This window comes from Hydrogenophaga sp. RWCD_12 (genome assembly GCF_046604225.1).
Taxonomy (GTDB): Bacteria; Pseudomonadota; Gammaproteobacteria; order Burkholderiales; family Burkholderiaceae_C; genus Hydrogenophaga.
Genome location: NZ_JBKIXC010000004.1, coordinates 246,097 through 265,523 on the forward strand (window position 1 = coordinate 246,097; position 19,427 = coordinate 265,523).

The following is a 19,427-nucleotide window of genomic DNA, read 5'->3' on the forward strand; positions in this document are numbered from 1 at the left end:
GGGTCAAACAAAGGTGCTCCCCACTTCAAGCTTGATCGGATGAAGAATCACCAAGACGAAGTGCGATGGCGACAAGAGTTGTCGTCTTTCAATGAGCACCCCGGATCGACCGGTGTGACAGGGCGACCTTTTTTTGACGAATGGAAGAAGCGACTTCAGACCGCAAATGAGATCGGCTTCGACATGTAGCGAACCCAACCGATGCGCCCCTCATCTCTTTTCCCGAGGTCCACAAACCCTGCCCTGGCATAGGCACGGCGCGCGGACTGGTTTTCCTCATCGACCGATAACGCGAGCTCTGTGGACTCCGGCCAGTGTGCGGCGATCCACGGCGGAAGCAACTTGAGGGCAGCGGACCCCATCCCCTTGCCTTGATGGGAAATGTCGATTCGCATGGCACTGACCACGGCCGCCTTTGGACCGCCCCACACCGGCGCACTAGCGCCCCGCTTGAGCAAGAAGAAGCCGACGACGCGCTGTTCGTGAACCACTGCCAGGCCCGCAATTTCATTGGTCTGATCTTCCACGCAGGCCTGGACCGATCGCGCGACGGTCCCGGCGAATTCAACTTGCTGCTCCGTGACATTCAAGTGCAGGACAGCAGTCTGCTCGGCTTCAGAAAGCGCCTGCCAGCGCCTGAGTGACACGACCGCATCCATGGAAACATCTACCTTTGATCTGTTGTGATTTCAGCTTGAGCCTCGGGAAGGCTCAAGCTGAAATCACACCTCGCTGCACCGCTGCAAACTGTGCCAGCCGCCCCTTTCAACCACTAGGATAGCCTTCATGAATCAAATCCAACAGGGTCTGCGATTCCAGCAGTTGCACACCACCGACGCCATCTTTCTGATGCCCAACGCGTGGGACGCTGGTAGCGCGCTGATGCTCGCGTCCTGCGGCTTTCCGGCCATCGCCACCACGAGTGCCGGCGTGGCTTTCTCGCTGGGGTTCCCTGATCAGGAGGCTGCGGTAAGCAGGGAGACCATGCTGGATCGGGTGGGGTCCATCGCTGCGGCCAGTCCACTTCCTATTTCTGCCGATCTCCAGTCGGGCTACGGTTCGAGTCCGGACGAGGTTGGGAAAACCATCACGGCTGCGATCCGCGCTGGCGTGGTGGGTGCGAACATCGAGGACAACAGCGGGAACCCTGCGCAAGCCCTGTTCGACAGAGAGGATGCTGTTGCACGCATTCGAGCAGCCAGACGCGCTGCAGACGCTTCGGGAGTCCCCTTTGTTCTGACAGCCAGAACCGATGCCTACCTGACGGATGCTCGCCATCCCTTTGCAGACGCCGTCGAACGATGCAATGCGTACCACGAAGCGGGTGCGGACTGCCTCTTTGTCCCGGGCGCATCCGACCCCAAGTCCATCGAAGCACTGGTCCGGGAGATCAACGGTCCCATTACTGTGGTCATGGGACTGACGGGCTCCTCACTCACCGTGTCCCAACTCGGATCGTTGGGCGTTCGGCGGGTCACCGTCGGCGGCAGCCTGGCGCGCGCCACTTTCGGCTTGATCCGAAGGGCGGCGCAAGAGATGGCCGCTTCAGGGACGTTCACATACGCCGATCAGCAAATCCCCGACGCTGAGTTGTCGCAGTTCTTTGCAGAGCGGCGTGGCTCTGACGGCACACGGTAGGTGTACCGCTCAAAGGTGGAGGTCCAAGGTGGAGCTCCGTCGCCAGCTGCTACAGCTTCACGCGCCTTGCGGAGGGTTCTGAGCCCACCTTCGCCGTGGATGCCTTCTTCTTCGCTTGCTTGATGCTGCTCTTGCCCGCCACCTCAACCAGTCGCCTGAAGGTTGGGCACTCCAAATGCGAAGGTGCAGGGCAGTCGGCGACGTGGCGCAGCGTATCTCGCAGCGCCGCCAGCTTTTGGATCTGCCGGTCGATCTCGTCGGCTTTCTGATGCAGCACCACACGCGGCAGTTCTGGCAAACCGTTCCGTCCAAACATGCCACCAATCTCGGCGAGCGAGAAACCGGCTGATTTCCCCATAGAAATGAGCTTGAGTTGCAAGAGCACATCGCGCGGAAACTGCCTGCGCAGTCCATGCCGTGAACTGGAGGAAATGAGCCCGGCTTCCTCGTAGTAGCGCAGCGCCGAGGGCTTGATTCCGCTCTTTGCCGAGACCTCTCCAATATCCAGAAATTCCATGCTTGACCTCAAGTCAACTTGAGGTCGCATCATGCTCTCGATCGAAACTTCAGACAAGAGAGAAGGATGATGAAGCAGACGGAATCACCGGCCCCGGTCAAAGCTCAAGAGGGAATCACGATCACGTTGGCGCTGTCGATGCTGCTGGCATCGCTCAGTACCAGCATCGCCAACATCGCGTTGCCCACAATGGCCGAGGCGTTCGCGGCGCCGTTCGCACAGGTGCAGTCGGTCGTCGTCGCCTATCTTGTCGCGCTGACGATCACGGTCGTCGCTGCGGGGCGGCTCGGTGACAGTCTCGGGCTGAAACGTTCGCTCATGCTAGGCCTTGCGGTTTTTGCCGTTGCCTCGCTGCTGTGTGGCGCTGCATCGAACCTTTGGCTACTGGTCAGCGCTCGGGCGCTACAGGGCATCGGTGCTGCCTTCCTGATGACACTCTCCATGGCGCTGATGCGCCAGACGGCGAGAACGGAGCGCCTTGGCAGGGCGATGGGCTTGCTCGGCACCGTGTCGGCGCTGGGGACGGCGCTCGGCCCGTCGCTTGGCGGGGTTCTGATCGAGGCAACAGGTTGGCGCGGCATTTTTTGGGTGCAGTTCCCGCTGGCGTGCATCGCTTTCTTTCTGGCTTTCGTGACACTCTCGAGCGAGCCCACCAATAGGACCGGCTCCAATGCAAGCTTGTTGTCGGCGCTTGACCGGGATCTGGCGCGCAGTCTTCTCGTGAACCTGCTGGTTGCAACCATCATGATGACGACCTTGGTGGTCGGGCCGTTCTATTTGGGTTTTGGTCTCGGTCTGAAGGCCTCGCAGATCGGATTCGTGATGGCCATCGGCCCCGTGATTTCCATCTTCGGCGGTATTCCCTCGGGGCGACTGGTCGATGCCTGGGGAAGCGGCAGGATACTCGCCATAGGGCTCAATCTGTTGGCCGTTGGCACGTTGCTGCTCGCGTTCCTGCCAAACATGATCGGCGTGATCGGCTACGTGCTGTCCATCTCCGTTCTGACGCCGGGCTACCAACTCTTCCAGGCGGCAAACAACACAGCCGCGTTGGCGAAGGTGCCCAAGGACCAACAAGGGACGGTTTCGGGATTGCTGAACCTCTCGCGCAACATCGGCCTGATCACCGGCGCGTCTGTGATGGGCATCGTCTTCTCGTATGGCGTCGGAACAGACGACTTCGCTCACGCCAGCGCCTCGGCTTTCGCCGAAGGGATGCAACTGACCTTCCTGTTGGCCAGTGGAATGATGATCTGCGCGATCGCGATGTCGCTTGCACGCAGCCGACAGTGAGTCCCTACGGAATTTTTTAGTTTTCCTGGCACGGATCCCGGTTTCTTTCTCGACCTGTGTCACGCGGAACTTGATCGCTGACAAGTGGGGTCATTTCAGCCGGCGAGACACGTGCTACGGCGGAGGGAACAGCGAGACGCCCCACCCACACACCTCGCACGCACCACTGAAAGCACAGCGCACAGGCTGCCGGAGGCGTCAGGGATTTTCACTGAGCGGCCGAGACAGACGCCGATTGGCTCGGGGGCAACGCCTGGGCAGCCCCACGGCATCAGCCAGGACGCCCGAGTCCTTTGGCCGTCAAACCGACCTTGGGTCCAAAAACAGGGCTTGCCAGGGATGCTGTATAAAATTACAGTTCTCACATGGAGAGGCCCATGCACCACGAATTTCGCCAGCTCTACAGACCGCGCTTTCAGCGCCGTTCAGAATGGTTACGCCGTGTCTGGCGTTGGTTCTGAGGCGTTTTTGGGTGCACTGCCTGGTCAAGAGTGCATCAGCCTTGGAGCCCCTTGAAGTTCCGCTTTTGATCTCCATACCACCAGATGGAGATGACACAGCGGGTGGCCTAAGCAACGTAGCGACACAGAGGGTGGGATCTTGATGGATTTAGAACAAGCGCGGTTCCAGATATTGGCCCTTTCGGGCGGTGGCTATCGGGGGCTCTACACCGCCAAAATCTTGGCAGATCTGGAGCAGGACATCGGCGGCCCGATTGCACAGCGTTTCGACTTGATCGCCGGTACCTCCATCGGCGGAATCCTGGCCCTAGCTGTTGCCATGGAGATTCCCGCCGAGAAGATGGTCAAGCTTTTCGAGGAGCATGGAGAGGACATATTCAAGCGCCGTCTCTCGCTGTGGGGCATCGTCCGCGCCCCGTATTCTCAAGAACCGCTGAAGCAACTATTGACCGCTCCAGATATTTTCGGTGAGCAAACGCTGGGTGCGTGCAAGCATCCGGTTATTGTGCCGGCGATCAACTACTCGACCGGGCAGCCTCAGCTTTTCAAGACGGCGCACCACGCTTCCTTCAAGAGGGATCACCAGTTCCGTTTGGTGGACATCGCTTTGGCGACCAGCGCAGCGCCAGGGTACTTTCCCCGACACACCTTCAACAACAACCAGTACGTGGACGGTGGGCTCTATGCCAACGCGCCCGGGTTGATTGCTCTTCACGAAGCTCAAATGTTTTTTGGGCACCCACTCAATGCGGTGCACATGATGTCCGTTGGCACCATGTCGTCGAAATTTACCGCGGACCCGCGCCGCAATCGCAGTGGTGGAACGTATGACTGGGGTGGTATCCATCCCGCCAACATGCCGAAGCGGCTGTTTGGCGTGTCGATCTCGGTTCAGGAGTCGCTCAGCGACTTCATGCTCAAACACCGTCTCGGTGCACGCTATGTGTTGGTCGACGATGTGCTGACGGACGAGCGTGCCAGAGCGGTCGCTCTGGATAAGGCCGATGCCCCAGCGCGTGAGGTCTTGATGGGCTCCGCCTCTGAAAAATCGAAAGCTTGTTTGGGGCGTGACGACTGCCAAGCGTTTCTTCGCCACCAATCTGCTCTCCCCAAGTTTTACTACGGCCCTAACGCAGCGCGAGAAGTCAAATGTTGAAATTTTCCAAGCTCTTTTTCCATAGTGGCATTGACGCCGATGCGTTCGAGAGCCGCATCCGCCCTGACATGGAGCAACGCCGCTACCTGCGGACATGCGTCAGGAAGATCGAGAACCACCTCAAATTGAAAATCAGTCTTGCGACCAAGACCGTTCTCGGTATGGACCACAGTGTGACGCCCAGGTTCAGGACACAAGGCTCTTGGTCTTACGACACCTGTGTCGTGCCGGCCACGACACCTCCTCAGGAAATGGACTGGGACTTTGGCGTCTATCTTCCAGTCACAGTTTGGGAAGAGAACGGGCCGCCACACGCCATGGCAAAAGCCTACTTCGTCTTGGTCGAGCAGCTCTTGGAAGATCTCTGCGACGACGAGGACTGGACACTGCTTCCAGGAAAAGACACTTGTATCCGCATCAAGGTATCTCCCTGGGCGCACATCGACGTTCCGTTGTACGCGGCACCGGAGGGAAAGTTCGAGAAGATCACCGAATCAGTGGCTTTGGCCAAGGCGGGGACCTACGACTCCGCCGGCATGGAAAGCATCGACTTCACGGAGGCCATCGAGACCAGGCAGCAGTGGGCAGACTTGGATTGTGTGGTGATGGCGACGCGCAAGGGCGAGTGGAAGCCCTCGGACCCCGAAGTTATAGCCAACTGGTTCAAAGATCGTGTCGAGGAGCATGGTCCGCAATTGCGTCGGGTCTGCCGCTACCTGAAAGCCTGGCGTGACCATCATTGGCAGCAAGGAGGGCCGACCTCGGTGTCGATCATGATCGCGGTGACCCAGACATTCGAGCCACGCGTTGGCCGTGATGACCGTGCACTTGAGGATGCCGCTCGGCGCTTGAGTCGCGCCTTCTTGGGCGAGATCCGCGAGTTGGGAATTGATGATGGAGCAGAGGATTTCAACCGACTGCTGGAGCCCGACCGCGAAGCCGCCGCCCAGCGATTCGGGCGACTGGCTGCGGAACTGCGCCAGTCGCGCGAGTCGGCGTTACACGAAAAGGACGCGGTCCTTGCCTTGCTGCGCAAGCAGTTTGGAGGACGCCTGCCCATGGACAGTGCGTGCGTGGAGCTTGATGGCGATTCAGACGCCATACGCAGCACACCTGCATTGCAGGTGGCTGCCCCGGTCATCCCATCCACAAAGGCCGGTTGAAAGCACTTCAACGTGACCTTGCTGGGAGAATCGCTAAGGCTGCTGAGAAGCCGCGGGTTCCATCCCGTTGCTGCGAGGGCACCTTGCCGAGCTTTTGCGGGTTCGCTGCCCTGCGCCAAAGGGGCGGTGCCTGTCAAGCTGACCATCGAGGACTGGGACTTTCTTGAGTACCCTCGGATCTCGCTGGTCGATCGACCCGCCTTTCTGCCCGCGGTGATGCCACATGTCGACGTGCTGGGGCACCTTTGCTACTTCGCTCCGGGGGCAGTGACCTTGGATCGCTACGACCCGGCGACGGCTTTGGCTCAATGTCTGGACCAAGCCAAAGCCATGCTGGATCGGATCAGTGCTGATCCGGACTACCGCGTCGGCGACATACAGAGTGAGTTTCCAGCTCATTGGGAATATGGACAACTTGCACTGCCATGGACAGTTTTTCTGGGGGACATTCACCACGAGGCAACGACTGCTGGGTATTTCATCCTGACTCAGGGTGAGCGTAAGCACGCTCTGGTGACCTGCGACGCGGATGAGGCGCGTCGGCTAGCGCAGGCGATTGGTGCCAGCCTGAAACCATCGCAATTCCGATGCTGGTTGCTTAGGACCCCAGTCCGACCATCTGTTCCCGCAAAGATGCCCGAGACGGTAAAGGAGTTGTTTGCTTGGCTCCGGGTTTGGGATCGTTCTTTGGCAGCCGGGGTGCAGAAGGCACTTGGCGAGAAAGAGTACCTGCAGCAAGCGTATGCCGCCTTCGCTGTGAACACGCCTGTGGGTTGGATTGGCTTTGGCTTCGATTTAAACAAGGTCAAATGCATCGGCTATGCCAACAGTCCCAAGCGCTTCAGGAACTACCTACACAACGCGGGAGGGACACAGCGTGTATTTCGAATGGCTCTTCGTGAGGTGAGTAGCCGGTTCGTACACAGTCGAAATCTCAGTTTTAACGACCTGTTCAACAAGCGGGTGACCGTTGTAGGGTGTGGTGCTGTGGGCTCGTTCGTCGCGGCCGCGCTGGTGCGACTTGGGGCAGGCACGGGCAAGCTCGGAAAGCTCAAACTCATCGACCCCGATACCCTTGGCCCCGAAAACTTGGGGCGGCATGCGCTGGGGTACTCCGCGTTGATGAAAAGCAAGGCAGGGGCGTTGAGAGAGGAACTGCTTCGCCAGTTCCCGCACAGTGACATCGAAGCCCACGCCTGCAGTGCGTTTCATCATGCTCAACTGTTCGGTGCGGAGTTGATCGTTGATGCCACCGGCGAGGAGTCAGTGAGTGAACTTCTCAATGGTCTGCGCCTACAAAGAGGGACACGCACACCGATATTGCATGTGTGGATCCGTGGAAACGGAGAGGCCGTGCAGGCTCTGTGGGCAGATGCGCAAGGTGGGGCCTGCTACCGTTGCTTGCTCACCCCCAATACCCGGGTGCATCGAGAAGAGCGATTCCCTTTGCTTAAGACGGAGCCCCTGCGGCGTACCGATGGGTGTCGCGCATTTACGCCCTATGCGGTATCCGCTCCGATGCATGCGGCCGCACTGGCCATCGACATGGTCTGCGCCTGGTTGCAGGGCGACCCTTCGCCGCGTTTTCGCACGCGCAGTCTGGAAAGCGCAGACGTGTTCAAGGTGAAAAACCAGGACCCTGCCCGAATGGAAGCTTGTCCAGCATGCGCTCGCCCCTAGTCTGGCAAGGACCTATTCCTTCCGCAGGGAGGTTACTCATCGAAGCCGAGCCATTGGAGTTGATGGACAGACACTGGCAGGACAGTGTCGGTAAACCCGAATCCGGTGGCATCCTGCTTGGCTATCGGCGCGGAGATCATTTGCATGTGACGATAGCCTCTGCACCGCAAAAAGCAGACAGAGGTTGGCGCTACCAGTTCGTGCGCTCCGCTCGTCATCACCAAGAGATTGCTCTCCGCCATTGGCACGCCAGCGACCAGAAAATCGACTACCTGGGTGAATGGCACACGCATCCTGAGTGTCAACCCAACCCGTCCGCGACAGACCTCAGTGAGTGGCGCAAGATATGCCGCCAGCGAGAAGCTCGAATGGTGTTCGTGATTATGGGGTGGGGCGGTGAATTGTGGACGGGTGTTTCAAGAGGGGTGATCGTTGAGCGGTGTACGGAGATCAGCTTCTGATGGATGTGGTGTGCTCGATTCAAACTTGGAGAGCTTGTCGCACCACCTGCGGTTTTCATCTTCCGCCTTAACAAGGTGTCTTTGAGATCGGCGGCAGCCCAGACGCAGTACCCAACATGCTCATTCGATGTAAGGACTGAGCAGCTCTCGATGGCCGTCACCTTGCACCAGCTCCACGTGAAGGTCATTTCGACCGACGATGACGGCTAACAAAGGTCGCTTATCGGCCCTCGTCTTGGCTAGCTTCTGCCACTCGTTCAGATCGATGCCAGAGGGGACTGGGATGTCTTGCGGATGCGTGTGCCACTCACCGATGTAGCGGGTGGTGCCAGCGCTTTTGCGCCACTGACGCCTTGCCACCGCGCGGTGGCCGAACGGCAACCGTTCAAAGAGATAGCGAAACTGCCGGTCCAGGCGTGTAGGTGTCGTGGCCACTGTGACGAGCAGGCCGCGTTCATGCACGGTCCCCAGCAGCACGCCGCCGCTCTCCGGTAGGTTGCCCACTTGTACGTTCCTATCGAATACACCGCGGACCTCGTCGGAGAAGTTCAGAAGCAGGCTGCCACCGGCCAAAGTCCAGTCACTCATGTGGCGCATGCTGGGCATCCTTGGTACCTTGGGGGCGAGCAATCCTTGAAATGAACTTCGTGTTGCTGATCGAGTGCGCGCGTTCTAAAGCTGGGCGACTCTGCGCCATCCAACCACGCCTGAACCATCTCCATCGCTAGCGCGGCCGCCTGCACGGACGTTGCAGCAGTGAAGGGAACGTAAAGGCCTTCACAGCCATGTCCCTTCATGCCGACCTCTAGCGGCACGTCGAACACTCGGTATTGCTCCTTCAGGGGCGGCTGTGACACGCATCGCGCACAGGCGTACTCAGGCTTGGCCTTCATCAGGGCGCGGACGGCGGACCCAGCCCCTTCCACCCAAGTCGCCAGGAACGGAACCTTGTCCGAGTACTGCCATGTGAGCCAGTCGGTCAGGCTCTGTTCCCCTGTGGCGTCGATCAGTAGGTCAAGCGGCCCCAGGTTCGTAGCTTTGACATCCCCGACAACGGCCACAGCGTCTACGCCCGGCGCCACACGCCTGAGCTCATCGCACATCGCCTCTGCTTTTTTCTTGCCTAGGGCGTTGAAGCCAAGTCGATGACGTCCAAGGTTGCCGGGTTCAAGAGAACCCATGTCCACCAGCGTTAGTCTCCCGCCGATCGTTCCCGCGCCGGCTTTCGCCAGCATCTCGGCGAGATAGCCGCCAATGGTCCCGCACCCAACTAGCCCGATCTTGAGCCCGGCGAGGGTCTTGGAGCCGGGAATGTTTCGCTCGGCAAGGTACTGGTCGTCGATGCGGTACACGGAGATGCAGTGGACGGACAGGCGGTAGAGGATCTCGCGTCGCGACGGCTTTTTGCCTGGGCCGGCGGAATCGCGCTTGAGGTCCACCTCGATGCCGTATTGGACCTGCGGCGAGTCGATCAGGACCAACACGCGCGTCGCTTTAGCCCGGAACAAATCCATGAGGCGTTGCTCGATCTTCTTGCTACACCCCGGGTCCAGCGTCTTCTGCCACTTCAGGAACGCCTGGACGGTCTTTGGTGGCCAGCTTCCCTGCAGCGGCATAGGCCTTGCGTTAGTTCGCACTCGAAACGCGGGCAATTTGGTCTTTGGAAGACTCAGGCCGATGGCTTCCAGCTTGGCGTGGGTGCGCGTCTCGTTGTCCGTGGCGACGCTGATTTTTCCTCCGAACGCGTAGGCGTCCAGTCTGCGAGGCAGGCGCGCATCGACGTCCAACAGGCACCAGTTGCTGCCCCAGGTGATGTGGAACTCCTCTGCCAAGTCCTCCACCATTTTGCCGGCCAGGATGTCCTCCAAAACGTGCTCAGCACTGTCGAGGCAGGCCATCGTCTGGCGGATCGGATTGAAGAAGTCGAAGATGACCGAGCCAAGTGCCAGGTAGCACAGGTACCCGCTCGCGCTGAGGTGAGGCTGTAGTTCAGGGCGCCCCGGCGGAACCGGCGTCAGCCAAACACGGGGAAAGTCATCGAGTGCGGGTGAGACGGCTAGTTCACAGGGGTAGTTCTTAGCCTTCAGGCGTAGTTCGCCGACGAACCGCATCCAGCCAAGCTCGTCGCGCTTCAAATAAGAAAAGCCGCGCTGGTGTAGCGCTGCAGTCAGGTCCGGGATCGCGACCTTCTCGAACTTCATCCGGCGCGTGTCCGTCCGACCAGCTCGTTCGGGCCGGCGATCGCCGGGGAGGCGGCGATGGCAGCGGCCACGCCTGAGGCAACAGAGCCCGCCGTCACGCGATCGGGACGGTCAGGGAAGCGCGGCCCGAACAGCCCCTGCAGCCAAGTGCACGCCTGATCGGCGTTGCCTGCGTCGAGAGCCGCCTGGAGGCGGCGGCCCAGATCCTCGAACCGCAGCGCGGCCTGCTCGACAAGGTCCACTTCATCGCTGACCGCACGCAGGCGGTCGGTCAGCGACTCCCTCGGGTTGATCGGGTTGCAGACGCCCATGCGTAGCGCCGAGGGCAATTGCTTGACGACGTCTACCAGCGCCTGATCATCACGAAGATCCTGCTTCACGAACAGCGGCGACGCGGCTGCCATCAACAGGATTGAACTGGGGCCTCCCGATTTCCAGGTCCAGTCGCGGTAAGCCTTGATATAGCGCACGACTCGGCGGAGCTGTTCTCCTTTGGTCTCGACTTGGTCGACGAACCACTCCTTCACAGGGCGGGGGTCGGAGTGCATCCAGCCTTCCTCGCGATGGGCAAGCAGTACCTTCGTCTTGGGCAGGTCTTCCCAGCTGTCAATCGCCGCTTCGACAAAGATGTGGATGCCTTCGAGGGAAGCGCGCCTTGCGTTCTCTGCCTTTACGAGGGTCTCGAACTCGTTGTCCGGGATCGCGTACAAGGGAATATCGATGTGCGAACGATCGCTGATTTCCACGCGGATGCAGGTGGGCTTGCCGGAGAGCTTCCAGCCCTTGTCCTTGACAAGATTTGCCAGGGCCTTCTCTGCCACGCCGAAAAAGATCTCCGCCGCGATGCTGGGGCTGTCTGTCTGGTTCAGGAAGCTGAGCGGCAGGTAGCAGCCGTCGTCAACGTCTGCTTGCTGGGGGCTTTGCGCGGGAGCGTTCAACGTCTTGTAGGCCCAGGAGCCCTGCGTGAAGAATCGCGGCTGTGGGACTTTGCCTGGGTGTCCATCTGCCGCGTAGACACGTGGGATCCCGTCTCGCAGCGCTATCCGAACCTCGTTTTTGGCTTCGGCGATGTCCTTGCGATCTTCCTCGCGCAGGTCCAAGTTGCCAAATAGGCAGGGTTCAGATTCGATTTCTGTGTAGAAGAGGGCGCTTAGATTCAGCATGGGCAGGAGGGCATGATATGAACGGTAAGACGCGTGTAGAGACACGTCGCCTGCAGGTGCCGAGCTACCCGTTCCACACTTCAACCGGAAAGCCGAATACTGCTAGAAAGCGTGCTGGGGATTTCGACGTTTCGATATTTGAGAACGAAGTTTGGATTTTCAATAGCCTCGCCCCCATTGCTGGGATAATTGTTCTAGAACGCGGGAGACGCTGACGAACAAGTCAGACATTCGCGGAACATTATCTGCACCGATAAAAGGTGGATAGTGCAGCGACTTCTTTCCTGCGTGGAGACCTTGACTTTGCCATCCTTTCAAGCGTTCAGTGCCCTTCAGCTGCTTCGCGGGGCTGCTCCCAGGATCGCCAATGACTTCGCCGGGCTAGGAATTGTTTTCTACAACTCGCTGGCGGCATTGCCGCACCTGCAGCTTGAAATCGGCGGTGATGAGCGATTCGAACTGCCGGTCGAAGGACTCGATCCCATCTGTGATGTGCTTGCCCGAACGGCGCGCCACTCGTCTCGCTGGCACGACGGCTTCCATTTCGTGCGAGCCAGTTCGGCGTCACTGACCCACCTGTGCCAATTCATCGCGCCGCCGCTACCTAATTCATCCGACGCCGCACCGCATGCCAGCGGTGCCCGGCACATGACAGCGCTGCTGGCCTCGAAGGTGTCAGGCATTGAGGCCATAGGGCTGCTCACACACGAAGGCTTGGCTTCGATCTATGAAGCCGGACAATTGACCTTTAGCGAACTCATCTGATGTTGCCAGTTAGCCTGACTTACGACGACCTACTGCGGCTATTCAAGTACTGCGGCTATGTCTTGCTGGTATTGGCCGGCGGGATCCTCTTGGCCCGCTTACCTGAACTGCGGGAGCACCCGGTGAAGATCATTTGGCAGAGCGTGTCCACTGCGCTGGCAGTGCCGCCGCTGCTGATTTGGGGGCTGTCAAAACTGCAATGGAAGCACCCGAAGCTCGCATGGCTCATGGGAAAGCGCATGGTTCACGGGCTATGGTGGGGCGAGTTGAGGACCGAGTTCAAGCCGACCGAGGGCGCAGATCCATTACCGCCCATCCCGATCGCGTTCGTGGTTCAACAGAGCTACTTCTTCCTGACAATTCAGTCCTACACACCTAGCCTGCCGGCCCGGTCTACGTTGGAGGCATTGGTGGTCGAGCCTCGAAGCGCGATTGCGCAACTTCAGTACGTCTTCGAAATGCGGCGGCTGCAGGACGCCGAGGACAAGCTCACCACAGGCTACGGGGACCTTCGGCTCATGTCAGGCGACAAGCGGCTGGAGGGTTTCTACTGGACCAACTCACCCACCCGTGGTCACATTTCGCTGGACCTCGTGACCCGCGATTTCAACGGCATCGACTCGTTCGCCGATGCCAAGAAGGTCTATACCGAGTTGCTGAAGAACAAGGGTACGGCTGTCAAGTAGCCACTTTCGACTTCTTCCGCCATCTCCTTGTATCTGGAATTGGTTCGGGCCGGTACGTTCAGTTTTCTAACGGAGAAAGAAGTCGTTTGACTGCTTCGGTTGAGTCTCTGCTCAGCTGACTGCGACTGCCTGACCCCGAGAAGTCAGTGAGCAAGAGCAGCCTGCGCCGTATGGATGACCGCTGCTGGACACAGAGCGGAAAGTCACTGTACGTTCGCAGTCGACAGCAATCGCTGCACACTTGCCTGAGACCGGTCAGGACCCGCTAGAGGCTGGGAGCGGTCTTAGCTCGAATAGACGTGACCGACAGGAGCTACCCCAATTCCCGCCGTTCCACCTAGTGCGCCAAAGCGGTCCTTCAAAGCTCAAATGCCAACGTATCAAGCGGGCAGGCGGTGTACTCCGCATTTGCTTCGAGAACCTGGCAACGCGTTGCCGCCGAGGGACTCGTCGCGAGGGACAGCAGGCACAATGCCTAGGCCCCCATTCCCTGGAGCACGACCTATGAGCTCACCCGCCTTTGAACTGAAAGACTACCGCCAGCCCGTGGTGACTTCGCTGGGGGTGATCCTCGGTTTCCTCGTCGGCTTTCTCGGGCAGTGGGTGACGGAGGACAACTTCGCGCTGCGCTCGCTGTCGGACGTCGTGGTGCTGCTGAGTTGTTGTGTGGGGGCGCTGCTGTTGTTCAGCGCCTTGTTCCGCATGCTCCAGCCCGGCGTGGCGCCCGAGGCGGCGCTGGCCCACTACAGGGTCACGCTCAAGCTGTACATGGCTGGGCTCGGTGCCACGTTCGGCGGCATCCTCCTGTCGGCGTTCATCTGACGCCGCTGGGCGCGGCCGTGTGGCCCTCGCGCAGCAGCCAGTCGTGCATCTGGGTGATGCGCTCGCTGCGCGGCTCACCCGCCCGCCGGGAAATCCACCAGGTCTTGCCTTCCACGCGGGGGTAGCCCTCCAGCAGATGCAAGCGGCCCTGGTCGATCGCATCCTGCGCCAGCAGGCGCGGCAGGAACGCGAGCCCGAGGCCCCGCAAGGCGGCGTCCAGCAACAGGCGCTCGTCGTCGTAGATGGCGGTCTTGCGAAAGCGGTGCAGATGTTCGCGGAACACGTCGGCGGTGGCTTCGCCGGTGAAGGCGTTTTCCATGCAGATCAGCCCGACCTGAAGGTGGTGCCGATCGATCGCAACCCCTCCCAGCAACGGCAACAAGGCCGTCGGCGCGACCATCACCCACTCGTCTGACAGCAGCGGCGTTTCCACCAGACCGGCCTGGGCCAGCGGACGCTCGCTGATCGAAAGGTCCACGTCGATCTCGTCCACGTAGCGCGCGGTCTCGTCGCACGACAGCAGCGGACACAGGCCGGGCAGCTCGGCGAGCAGCCGTGCCATGCGCGGTTGCAGCCAGCCCTGCAGCAACGGCGCCGGACACACCAGCACCACCAGCCCCTCGTCCATGTAGCTGCCGATGCGGCCCATGCCGTTGCGCAAGGTGTTGATCGCCCCCTGCACGCTGCTGAGCAGGATCTTGCCGGCCACCGTGAGTTCGACCCCGCGGCCGATGCGCCGGAACACCGGTTGGCCGAGCTGGGTTTCGAGCATCTGGATCTGGTGGCTGATGGCGCTTTGCGACAGGGCCAGCTCGTCGGCCGCCCTCGAAAAGTTGCCCAGGCGGGCGGCGGCCTCAAAGCCCACCAGCAGTTTCATGGAGGGTATGCGCGGCGACGACATATGAAGTAACTTGATTGATCAAAGCAAAAGAGTTCGCTTTTATTTGTATCTTAGGCTTTCTAGACTCGCTCCAGACCCACCCAAGGAGCGTTTCATGAGTCGATTCGATGCCCGCCAGCGGGGTTACAGGATGCCTGCCGAGTGGGAGCCGATGGCGGCCATGTGGCTGGGTTGGCCGGTGCTGGAGAACCGGGAGGAGCTGTGGGGCGACCACTACGCGCGGGTCGAAGAGGAGTTCGCGCTGGCGGCGCGAACCTTCGCCCGCTACCAGCCCTGCAAGGTGACCGCCCACCACAGCCGAGTCGAGCGCGCACGGCTCCTGTGCGGGCCGGGTGTGGAGGTGGTTTCGGTGGCGGCCGAGGACAACTGGATCCGCGACTGCGGCCCGGTCTTTCTGCAGGGGCCGGGCGGGCAGCTGGCCGCCGCCGTGTTCCGCTTCAACGCCTGGGGCGGCAAGTACCAGCCGCACGACGGCTGCCAGCAACTGGCACAGGACATGGCGCGCGCTGCCGGTGCGCAGATCTTCAATTCCGACATGGTGCTGGAAGGCGGGTCCTTCTACGTCGACGGACAGGGTACCCTGCTGACGACGGAGTCGTGCCTGCTGCACCCCAACCGCAACCCGCACATGAGCCGCAGCGAGATCGAAGACGAGCTGGGCCGCATGCTCGGCATCCGCAAGGTGATCTGGCTGCCCGGCAACCCCGACGAGGTGGAGACCAACGGGCATGTGGACGGCATCGCCTCGTTCGTCGGTGACGGGCGGGTGCTGGTGCAGTCGGCCTCGCCGGACCAGGGCGAGTACCACCGCACGATGCAGGAAAACCGGCGCGCGCTGGAGCTCGCGACCGACGCAACTGGCCGACGCTTCGAGTTCCTGGAACTGCCTTCACCGATTGTGAGCGAGCGCTTCGGCTCGGAGCGCTACTGCGACTGCTACGCCAACTATGTGCTGGTCAACGGCGCGGTGGTGTCGACGGCGTTCGGCGTGCCCGAGGACGAGGCGGCCCGCGCGGTCTTCACCCAAGCCTTCCCGGGGCGAGCCATCGAGCTCTTGCCCGTCACAGCAATTTCGATGGGCGGCGGCAGCCTGCACTGCTCGACCCAGCAACAGCCTTCCACCACTTCCGCTTGATGCACAGGAGCACAACCATGGGCCGAACACTGACCGTCGCTGCCGTCCAGATGGCCTCCGGCAGCTGGAACTTCCAGGACAACATCGCGCGGGCCGAAGGGTTGATCCGCGAAGCCGCGAAAGCGGGGGCCCGGCTGGTGCTGTGCCCGGAGCTGTTCATGTCGCCCTACTTCTGCATTGACCAGAACGCGCAACACCTGGCGCTGGCAGAGCCTTTTGAAGGCCACCGCGGCATTGCCCACTTCGCGCGCCTGGCGGCCGAACTGAAGGTGGTGATCCCGATCGGCTTCTACGAGCGCGCCGGCAACGTCGCCTACAACAGCATCGCGGTGGCCGACGCCGACGGGTGCGTGCTCGGGCGCTACCGCAAGACCCACATTCCCGACGGCACCGGCTACACCGAGAAGTTCTATTTCTCTCCCGGCGACACCGGCTTCAAGGTCTGGGACACCCAGGTCGCGCGCATCGGCATCGGCATCTGCTGGGACCAGTGGTTTCCGGAGACGGCGCGCAGCCTGGCGCTGATGGGGGCGGAGGTGCTGTGCTTCCCGACCATCATCGGGTCCGAACCCTGGGACCCGAGCTACGACTCCAGCGGCCACTGGCAGCGCACCATGCAGGGCCACGCCGCGGCCAACATGGTGCCCGTCGTCGCCGCGAACCGGATCGGCACCGAGACCGGGCTGGGCAACGGCAATCCGCAGCAGGCGCCGCTGACCTCCACCTTCTACGGCAGCAGCTTCATCACCGACCACACCGGCGCCAAGCTGCAGGAAGCGGGCCGCACGGAAGAGACGATCCTGATCCAGACGCTGGACCTCGACACCATGCGCGCCGACCGCCAGAGCTGGGGTTTCTTCCGCGACCGCCGACCGACGATGTACCGCACCCTGCTGACCAGCGACGGCGCGGTGGAGTGCTGATGCCTTACCTTCGAACCCAAGGAGCCTTCATGCGAGCCATCCCTGTTCTGTGCGTCACGGCGTTGGCCGTTGTGTTGAGTGCCTGTTCGCCCGAGCCAGCACCCGCACCAGCGCCCGCCCCCGCGCCTCCTGCGGCGGCGCCAGCGCCGGCTCCCGTGGCGCTGGACGACGAGAAGGTGCTGAACATCTACAACTGGCCGGACTACATCCCGCCGGAGACCATTGCAGCCTTCGAGAAGGAGACTGGAATCAAGGTCAACTACGACACCTACGAAAGCAACGAGACCATGCACGCCAAAGTCACGGCCGGCAACACGGGCTACGACATCGCGGTCACCGGCAACGTGTTCGCCAAGCAGCAGGTCGAGGGCGGCATCATGCAGCCGCTGGACAAGAGCAAGCTGACCCACTACGGCAATCTCGACAAGAACCTCATGGCCAAGCTCGCGCAGGACGATCCGGGCAACGCGCACCTGATCCCCTGGGCCTGGGGCTTCACCACGGTGGGCATCAACAGGACCAAGGCAGAAAAAGCACTGGGTGGCATGCCCATGCCCGAAAACGCCTGGGACCTGGTCTTCAACCCCGCCTACACCAGCAAGCTCAAGTCCTGCGGCATCGCGTTTCAGGATTCGTCCACCGACGTGATCCCGCTGGCGCTGCACCACATCGGCAAGAACCCCGGTTCGGGCGACGCGGCAGATCTGAAGGCCACCACCGACATGCTGGCCAAGGTGCGAAAAGACATCCGCATCTTTTCCAACGGCATGATCGACGACCTCGCGAGCGGCAAGGCCTGCGTCGCCATCGGCTGGTCCAGCGAGATCAACATGGCCGCCGCCAGAATCAAGGAAAACGGCTCCAGCGATGTCATCGAAGCCCTGATCCCCAAGACCGGCGGCATCTTCTTCTTTGACGCCATGGGCATCCTCAAGGAAGCCAGGCACCCCAAGAACGCACTGGCTTTCATGGACTTCTACCTGCGCCCGGAGTACGCCGCGGCGATGACCAACAACTTCAACTACCCTACCGGCAACACCGCCGCGACCACCCTGCTCAAGCCCGAAGTCCTGCGGAACAGGAGCATCAGCATGAGCGAAGACGACATCCGCAAGCTGATCTTCACCGGCGCATTGAGCGCCCAGGCGCGCACCAGCATGCAGCAGGCCTTCGTGGCCTTCAAGAAAGGCAAGTGACCGACCCATGCAGAACCGACGCCAGACACTCCAGTCCCTCGCGGCCTTCTCCATCGCCATGACGCAGCCAATGACAGGTTCAGCGGCGCCGACGGCCGGCACCGGCTGGCGCATGCCCGACGAGGCCGAGCCACACCAACGCACGTGGATGGCGTTTGGCGCTCATCTGGACATCTGGGGCAAGAAGCTGTTGCCCGTGGTGCAGCAGGACCTGGCCAACATCGCCATGGCGATTGCCCGCTTCGAGCCCGTGTCGATGCTGGTGCGCCCGAAAGACATGGCCCGGGCGAACGAGCTGCTCAGGGGATCCAGGGTCGAGCTGGTCGAACAGCTGGTGGACGACTTCTGGGTGCGCGACTCGGGTCCTGTTTTTGTGACCAATCAGCAAGGCCAGAAGGCCGCTGTCGACTTCAACTTCAACGGCTGGGGCAAGAAGCAGAAGCACGGGCACGATGCCAAGGTGGCCGCCTTCGTCGCAGGCCGGGCTGGCGCGCCTCGGCTGAAAACCTCGCTGGTGCTGGAGGGCGGCGGCATCGAGGTGGACGGCCACGGCACGGCTATCATCACCGAGAGCTGCGTGCTCAATGCCAACCGCAACCCGGGCCTGTCGAAGGGCGATTGCGAAACTGAACTCAAGCGCCTGCTGGGGTTGGAAAAGATCCTCTGGCTGCCGGGCATCAAAGGTAAGGACATCACGGACGGCCACACCGATTTCTACGCGCGCTTCGCGGCGCCGGGGGTGGTGGTGGCGGGCTACGACTCAGATTCAGCTTCATATGACCACGCCGTCACCAAGCGGCACCTGGCACTGCTGCGCGAGATGACCGACGCGCGCGGCAACAAGCTGGAGGTGGTTGTCATAGAGGGGCCCGAAACGGTGCGCGAACGCTACGCGGGCAAGGACTTCGCCTCCGGCTACATCAATTTCTATGTGTGCAACGGTGCGGTGATTGCGCCCGAGTTCGGTGACGCAAAAGCCGACGCCAATGCTCGCGACACGCTCAAGGACCTGTTTCCGAATCGCGAGATGGTGCAACTCAACATCGACGGCGTGGCAGCCGGCGGTGGCGGGATCCACTGCACCACGCAGCAGGAGCCTGTGGTCTGACGCTCAAAGATTTGGCCGCCTACCGACCAGTAGGCATAAGAAGACGACGCTTGAGCGGAATGAGCAAGTATTGAAACACCCTTCTTGCACACGGTATTTCATGAACGCCGGTACCCGGGTCTCAGATTCAGCCAGAAAAGTCGCTTGAGCTTGATAGT

Annotated in this window: 19 protein-coding genes; 13 read left to right on the forward strand and 6 right to left on the reverse strand. The window is 61.1% G+C overall.

What is annotated here, in order from left to right:
* Positions 1 to 155: 155 nt before the first annotated feature.
* The gene (locus tag ACLIJ1_RS16625; RefSeq protein WP_411366651.1) at positions 156 to 659 is read right to left on the reverse strand and encodes a GNAT family N-acetyltransferase; all 504 of its coding nucleotides are present in this window, start codon (positions 657 to 659) and stop codon (positions 156 to 158) included.
* 127 nt (positions 660 to 786) lie between these two features.
* Between ACLIJ1_RS16625 and ACLIJ1_RS16630 the strand changes: the two genes are divergently transcribed.
* Positions 787 to 1,638, forward strand: a complete 852-nt coding sequence (locus ACLIJ1_RS16630; protein WP_411366652.1) for an isocitrate lyase/phosphoenolpyruvate mutase family protein — start codon at positions 787 to 789, stop codon at positions 1,636 to 1,638.
* A gap of 49 nt (positions 1,639 to 1,687) precedes the next feature.
* Here ACLIJ1_RS16630 and ACLIJ1_RS16635 read toward each other — a convergent pair whose 3' ends face one another.
* Complete coding sequence (locus ACLIJ1_RS16635; protein WP_411366653.1) at positions 1,688 to 2,155, reverse strand: helix-turn-helix domain-containing protein; 468 nt, start codon at positions 2,153 to 2,155, stop codon at positions 1,688 to 1,690.
* Between the two features lie 69 nt (positions 2,156 to 2,224).
* Between ACLIJ1_RS16635 and ACLIJ1_RS16640 the strand changes: the two genes are divergently transcribed.
* The 5 genes from ACLIJ1_RS16640 (at position 2,225) to ACLIJ1_RS16660 (ending at position 8,369) form a co-directional block, all read left to right on the forward strand.
* On the forward strand, positions 2,225 to 3,448 hold the full coding sequence (locus tag ACLIJ1_RS16640) for an MFS transporter (protein WP_411366654.1): 1,224 nt from the start codon (positions 2,225 to 2,227) through the stop codon (positions 3,446 to 3,448).
* Between the two features lie 603 nt (positions 3,449 to 4,051).
* Positions 4,052 to 5,065: a CBASS cGAMP-activated phospholipase gene (locus ACLIJ1_RS16645; protein WP_411366655.1), complete on the forward strand. Its 1,014-nt coding sequence runs from the start codon at positions 4,052 to 4,054 to the stop codon at positions 5,063 to 5,065.
* Positions 5,059 to 6,228: a CBASS cGAMP synthase gene (locus tag ACLIJ1_RS16650; protein WP_411366656.1), complete on the forward strand. Its 1,170-nt coding sequence runs from the start codon at positions 5,059 to 5,061 to the stop codon at positions 6,226 to 6,228. The genes ACLIJ1_RS16645 and ACLIJ1_RS16650 overlap by 7 nt, the downstream gene beginning before the upstream one ends.
* 12 nt (positions 6,229 to 6,240) lie before the next feature.
* Entirely contained in the window at positions 6,241 to 7,908 is a 1,668-nt protein-coding gene (locus tag ACLIJ1_RS16655; RefSeq protein ID WP_411366657.1) for a ThiF family adenylyltransferase, read from the forward strand.
* Positions 7,893 to 8,369 (forward strand): Mov34/MPN/PAD-1 family protein, encoded by a 477-nt coding sequence (locus ACLIJ1_RS16660; RefSeq protein WP_411367028.1) that lies wholly within the window; start codon positions 7,893 to 7,895, stop codon positions 8,367 to 8,369. Before ACLIJ1_RS16655 ends, ACLIJ1_RS16660 begins: the two co-directional genes overlap by 16 nt.
* 120 nt (positions 8,370 to 8,489) lie before the next feature.
* Here ACLIJ1_RS16660 and ACLIJ1_RS16665 read toward each other — a convergent pair whose 3' ends face one another.
* Genes ACLIJ1_RS16665 through ACLIJ1_RS16675 form a run of 3 tightly spaced genes read right to left on the reverse strand, consistent with a single transcriptional unit; the run spans position 8,490 to position 11,733 of the window.
* Positions 8,490 to 8,957 (reverse strand): Mov34/MPN/PAD-1 family protein, encoded by a 468-nt coding sequence (locus ACLIJ1_RS16665; protein ID WP_411366658.1) that lies wholly within the window; start codon positions 8,955 to 8,957, stop codon positions 8,490 to 8,492.
* Positions 8,954 to 10,570 carry a ThiF family adenylyltransferase gene (locus ACLIJ1_RS16670; protein ID WP_411366659.1) on the reverse strand — a complete coding sequence of 539 codons (1,617 nt, stop codon included), beginning with the start codon at positions 10,568 to 10,570 and terminating at the stop codon, positions 8,954 to 8,956. The genes ACLIJ1_RS16665 and ACLIJ1_RS16670 overlap by 4 nt, the downstream gene beginning before the upstream one ends.
* A complete protein-coding gene (locus tag ACLIJ1_RS16675) occupies positions 10,567 to 11,733 on the reverse strand; it encodes a CBASS cGAMP synthase (RefSeq protein ID WP_411366660.1) in 1,167 nt (388 codons plus the stop codon). The genes ACLIJ1_RS16670 and ACLIJ1_RS16675 overlap by 4 nt, the downstream gene beginning before the upstream one ends.
* 297 nt (positions 11,734 to 12,030) lie before the next feature.
* Between ACLIJ1_RS16675 and ACLIJ1_RS16680 the strand changes: the two genes are divergently transcribed.
* The 3 genes from ACLIJ1_RS16680 to ACLIJ1_RS16690 all read left to right on the forward strand — a co-directional run bounded on the left by ACLIJ1_RS16680 (position 12,031) and on the right by ACLIJ1_RS16690 (position 14,006).
* Positions 12,031 to 12,498, forward strand: coding sequence for a hypothetical protein (locus ACLIJ1_RS16680; protein ID WP_411366661.1), 468 nt, complete (start codon positions 12,031 to 12,033; stop codon positions 12,496 to 12,498).
* Positions 12,498 to 13,184, forward strand: coding sequence for a hypothetical protein (locus ACLIJ1_RS16685; RefSeq protein WP_411366662.1), 687 nt, complete (start codon positions 12,498 to 12,500; stop codon positions 13,182 to 13,184). The genes ACLIJ1_RS16680 and ACLIJ1_RS16685 overlap by 1 nt, the downstream gene beginning before the upstream one ends.
* Positions 13,185 to 13,688: 504 nt before the next feature.
* Positions 13,689 to 14,006 carry a hypothetical protein gene (locus ACLIJ1_RS16690; RefSeq protein ID WP_411366663.1) on the forward strand — a complete coding sequence of 106 codons (318 nt, stop codon included), beginning with the start codon at positions 13,689 to 13,691 and terminating at the stop codon, positions 14,004 to 14,006.
* On the opposite strand, the gene ACLIJ1_RS16695 is transcribed toward ACLIJ1_RS16690, so the two are convergent.
* Complete coding sequence (locus ACLIJ1_RS16695) at positions 13,999 to 14,883, reverse strand: LysR family transcriptional regulator (RefSeq protein ID WP_411366664.1); 885 nt, start codon at positions 14,881 to 14,883, stop codon at positions 13,999 to 14,001. The genes ACLIJ1_RS16690 and ACLIJ1_RS16695 overlap by 8 nt on opposite strands.
* 118 nt (positions 14,884 to 15,001) lie before the next feature.
* On the opposite strand from ACLIJ1_RS16695, the gene ACLIJ1_RS16700 reads away from it, so the two are divergent.
* From ACLIJ1_RS16700 to ACLIJ1_RS16715, 4 genes are read left to right on the forward strand one after another with little or no spacing between them, the layout of a single operon-like run.
* Positions 15,002 to 16,042, forward strand: coding sequence for an agmatine/peptidylarginine deiminase (locus ACLIJ1_RS16700; protein WP_411366665.1), 1,041 nt, complete (start codon positions 15,002 to 15,004; stop codon positions 16,040 to 16,042).
* 17 nt (positions 16,043 to 16,059) lie between these two features.
* Positions 16,060 to 16,965 carry an N-carbamoylputrescine amidase gene (aguB, locus tag ACLIJ1_RS16705; protein WP_411366666.1) on the forward strand — a complete coding sequence of 302 codons (906 nt, stop codon included), beginning with the start codon at positions 16,060 to 16,062 and terminating at the stop codon, positions 16,963 to 16,965.
* Between the two features lie 29 nt (positions 16,966 to 16,994).
* The gene (locus tag ACLIJ1_RS16710) at positions 16,995 to 18,161 is read left to right on the forward strand and encodes an extracellular solute-binding protein (RefSeq protein WP_411366667.1); all 1,167 of its coding nucleotides are present in this window, start codon (positions 16,995 to 16,997) and stop codon (positions 18,159 to 18,161) included.
* 7 nt (positions 18,162 to 18,168) lie between these two features.
* Positions 18,169 to 19,269, forward strand: a complete 1,101-nt coding sequence (locus ACLIJ1_RS16715) for an agmatine/peptidylarginine deiminase (RefSeq protein ID WP_411366668.1) — start codon at positions 18,169 to 18,171, stop codon at positions 19,267 to 19,269.
* The last annotated feature ends 158 nt before the right edge of the window (positions 19,270 to 19,427 follow it).

Excerpts from the sequence above, each read along its gene's own strand:
- ACLIJ1_RS16625 (WP_411366651.1), bottom strand. The coding sequence starts at position 659 with ATGGATGCGGTCGTGTCACTCAGGCGCTGGCAGGCGCTTTCTGAAGCC.
- ACLIJ1_RS16630 (WP_411366652.1), top strand. The coding sequence starts at position 787 with ATGAATCAAATCCAACAGGGTCTGCGATTCCAGCAGTTGCACACCACC.
- ACLIJ1_RS16635 (WP_411366653.1), bottom strand. The coding sequence starts at position 2,155 with ATGGAATTTCTGGATATTGGAGAGGTCTCGGCAAAGAGCGGAATCAAG.
- ACLIJ1_RS16640 (WP_411366654.1), top strand. The coding sequence starts at position 2,225 with ATGAAGCAGACGGAATCACCGGCCCCGGTCAAAGCTCAAGAGGGAATC.
- ACLIJ1_RS16645 (WP_411366655.1), top strand. The coding sequence starts at position 4,052 with ATGGATTTAGAACAAGCGCGGTTCCAGATATTGGCCCTTTCGGGCGGT.
- ACLIJ1_RS16650 (WP_411366656.1), top strand. The coding sequence starts at position 5,059 with ATGTTGAAATTTTCCAAGCTCTTTTTCCATAGTGGCATTGACGCCGAT.
- ACLIJ1_RS16660 (WP_411367028.1), top strand. The coding sequence starts at position 7,893 with ATGCGCTCGCCCCTAGTCTGGCAAGGACCTATTCCTTCCGCAGGGAGG.
- ACLIJ1_RS16665 (WP_411366658.1), bottom strand. The coding sequence starts at position 8,957 with ATGAGTGACTGGACTTTGGCCGGTGGCAGCCTGCTTCTGAACTTCTCC.
- ACLIJ1_RS16670 (WP_411366659.1), bottom strand. The coding sequence starts at position 10,570 with ATGAAGTTCGAGAAGGTCGCGATCCCGGACCTGACTGCAGCGCTACAC.
- ACLIJ1_RS16675 (WP_411366660.1), bottom strand. The coding sequence starts at position 11,733 with ATGCTGAATCTAAGCGCCCTCTTCTACACAGAAATCGAATCTGAACCC.
- ACLIJ1_RS16685 (WP_411366662.1), top strand. The coding sequence starts at position 12,498 with ATGTTGCCAGTTAGCCTGACTTACGACGACCTACTGCGGCTATTCAAG.
- ACLIJ1_RS16690 (WP_411366663.1), top strand. The coding sequence starts at position 13,689 with ATGAGCTCACCCGCCTTTGAACTGAAAGACTACCGCCAGCCCGTGGTG.
- ACLIJ1_RS16695 (WP_411366664.1), bottom strand. The coding sequence starts at position 14,883 with ATGAAACTGCTGGTGGGCTTTGAGGCCGCCGCCCGCCTGGGCAACTTT.
- ACLIJ1_RS16700 (WP_411366665.1), top strand. The coding sequence starts at position 15,002 with ATGAGTCGATTCGATGCCCGCCAGCGGGGTTACAGGATGCCTGCCGAG.
- aguB (WP_411366666.1), top strand. The coding sequence starts at position 16,060 with ATGGGCCGAACACTGACCGTCGCTGCCGTCCAGATGGCCTCCGGCAGC.
- ACLIJ1_RS16710 (WP_411366667.1), top strand. The coding sequence starts at position 16,995 with ATGCGAGCCATCCCTGTTCTGTGCGTCACGGCGTTGGCCGTTGTGTTG.
- ACLIJ1_RS16715 (WP_411366668.1), top strand. The coding sequence starts at position 18,169 with ATGCAGAACCGACGCCAGACACTCCAGTCCCTCGCGGCCTTCTCCATC.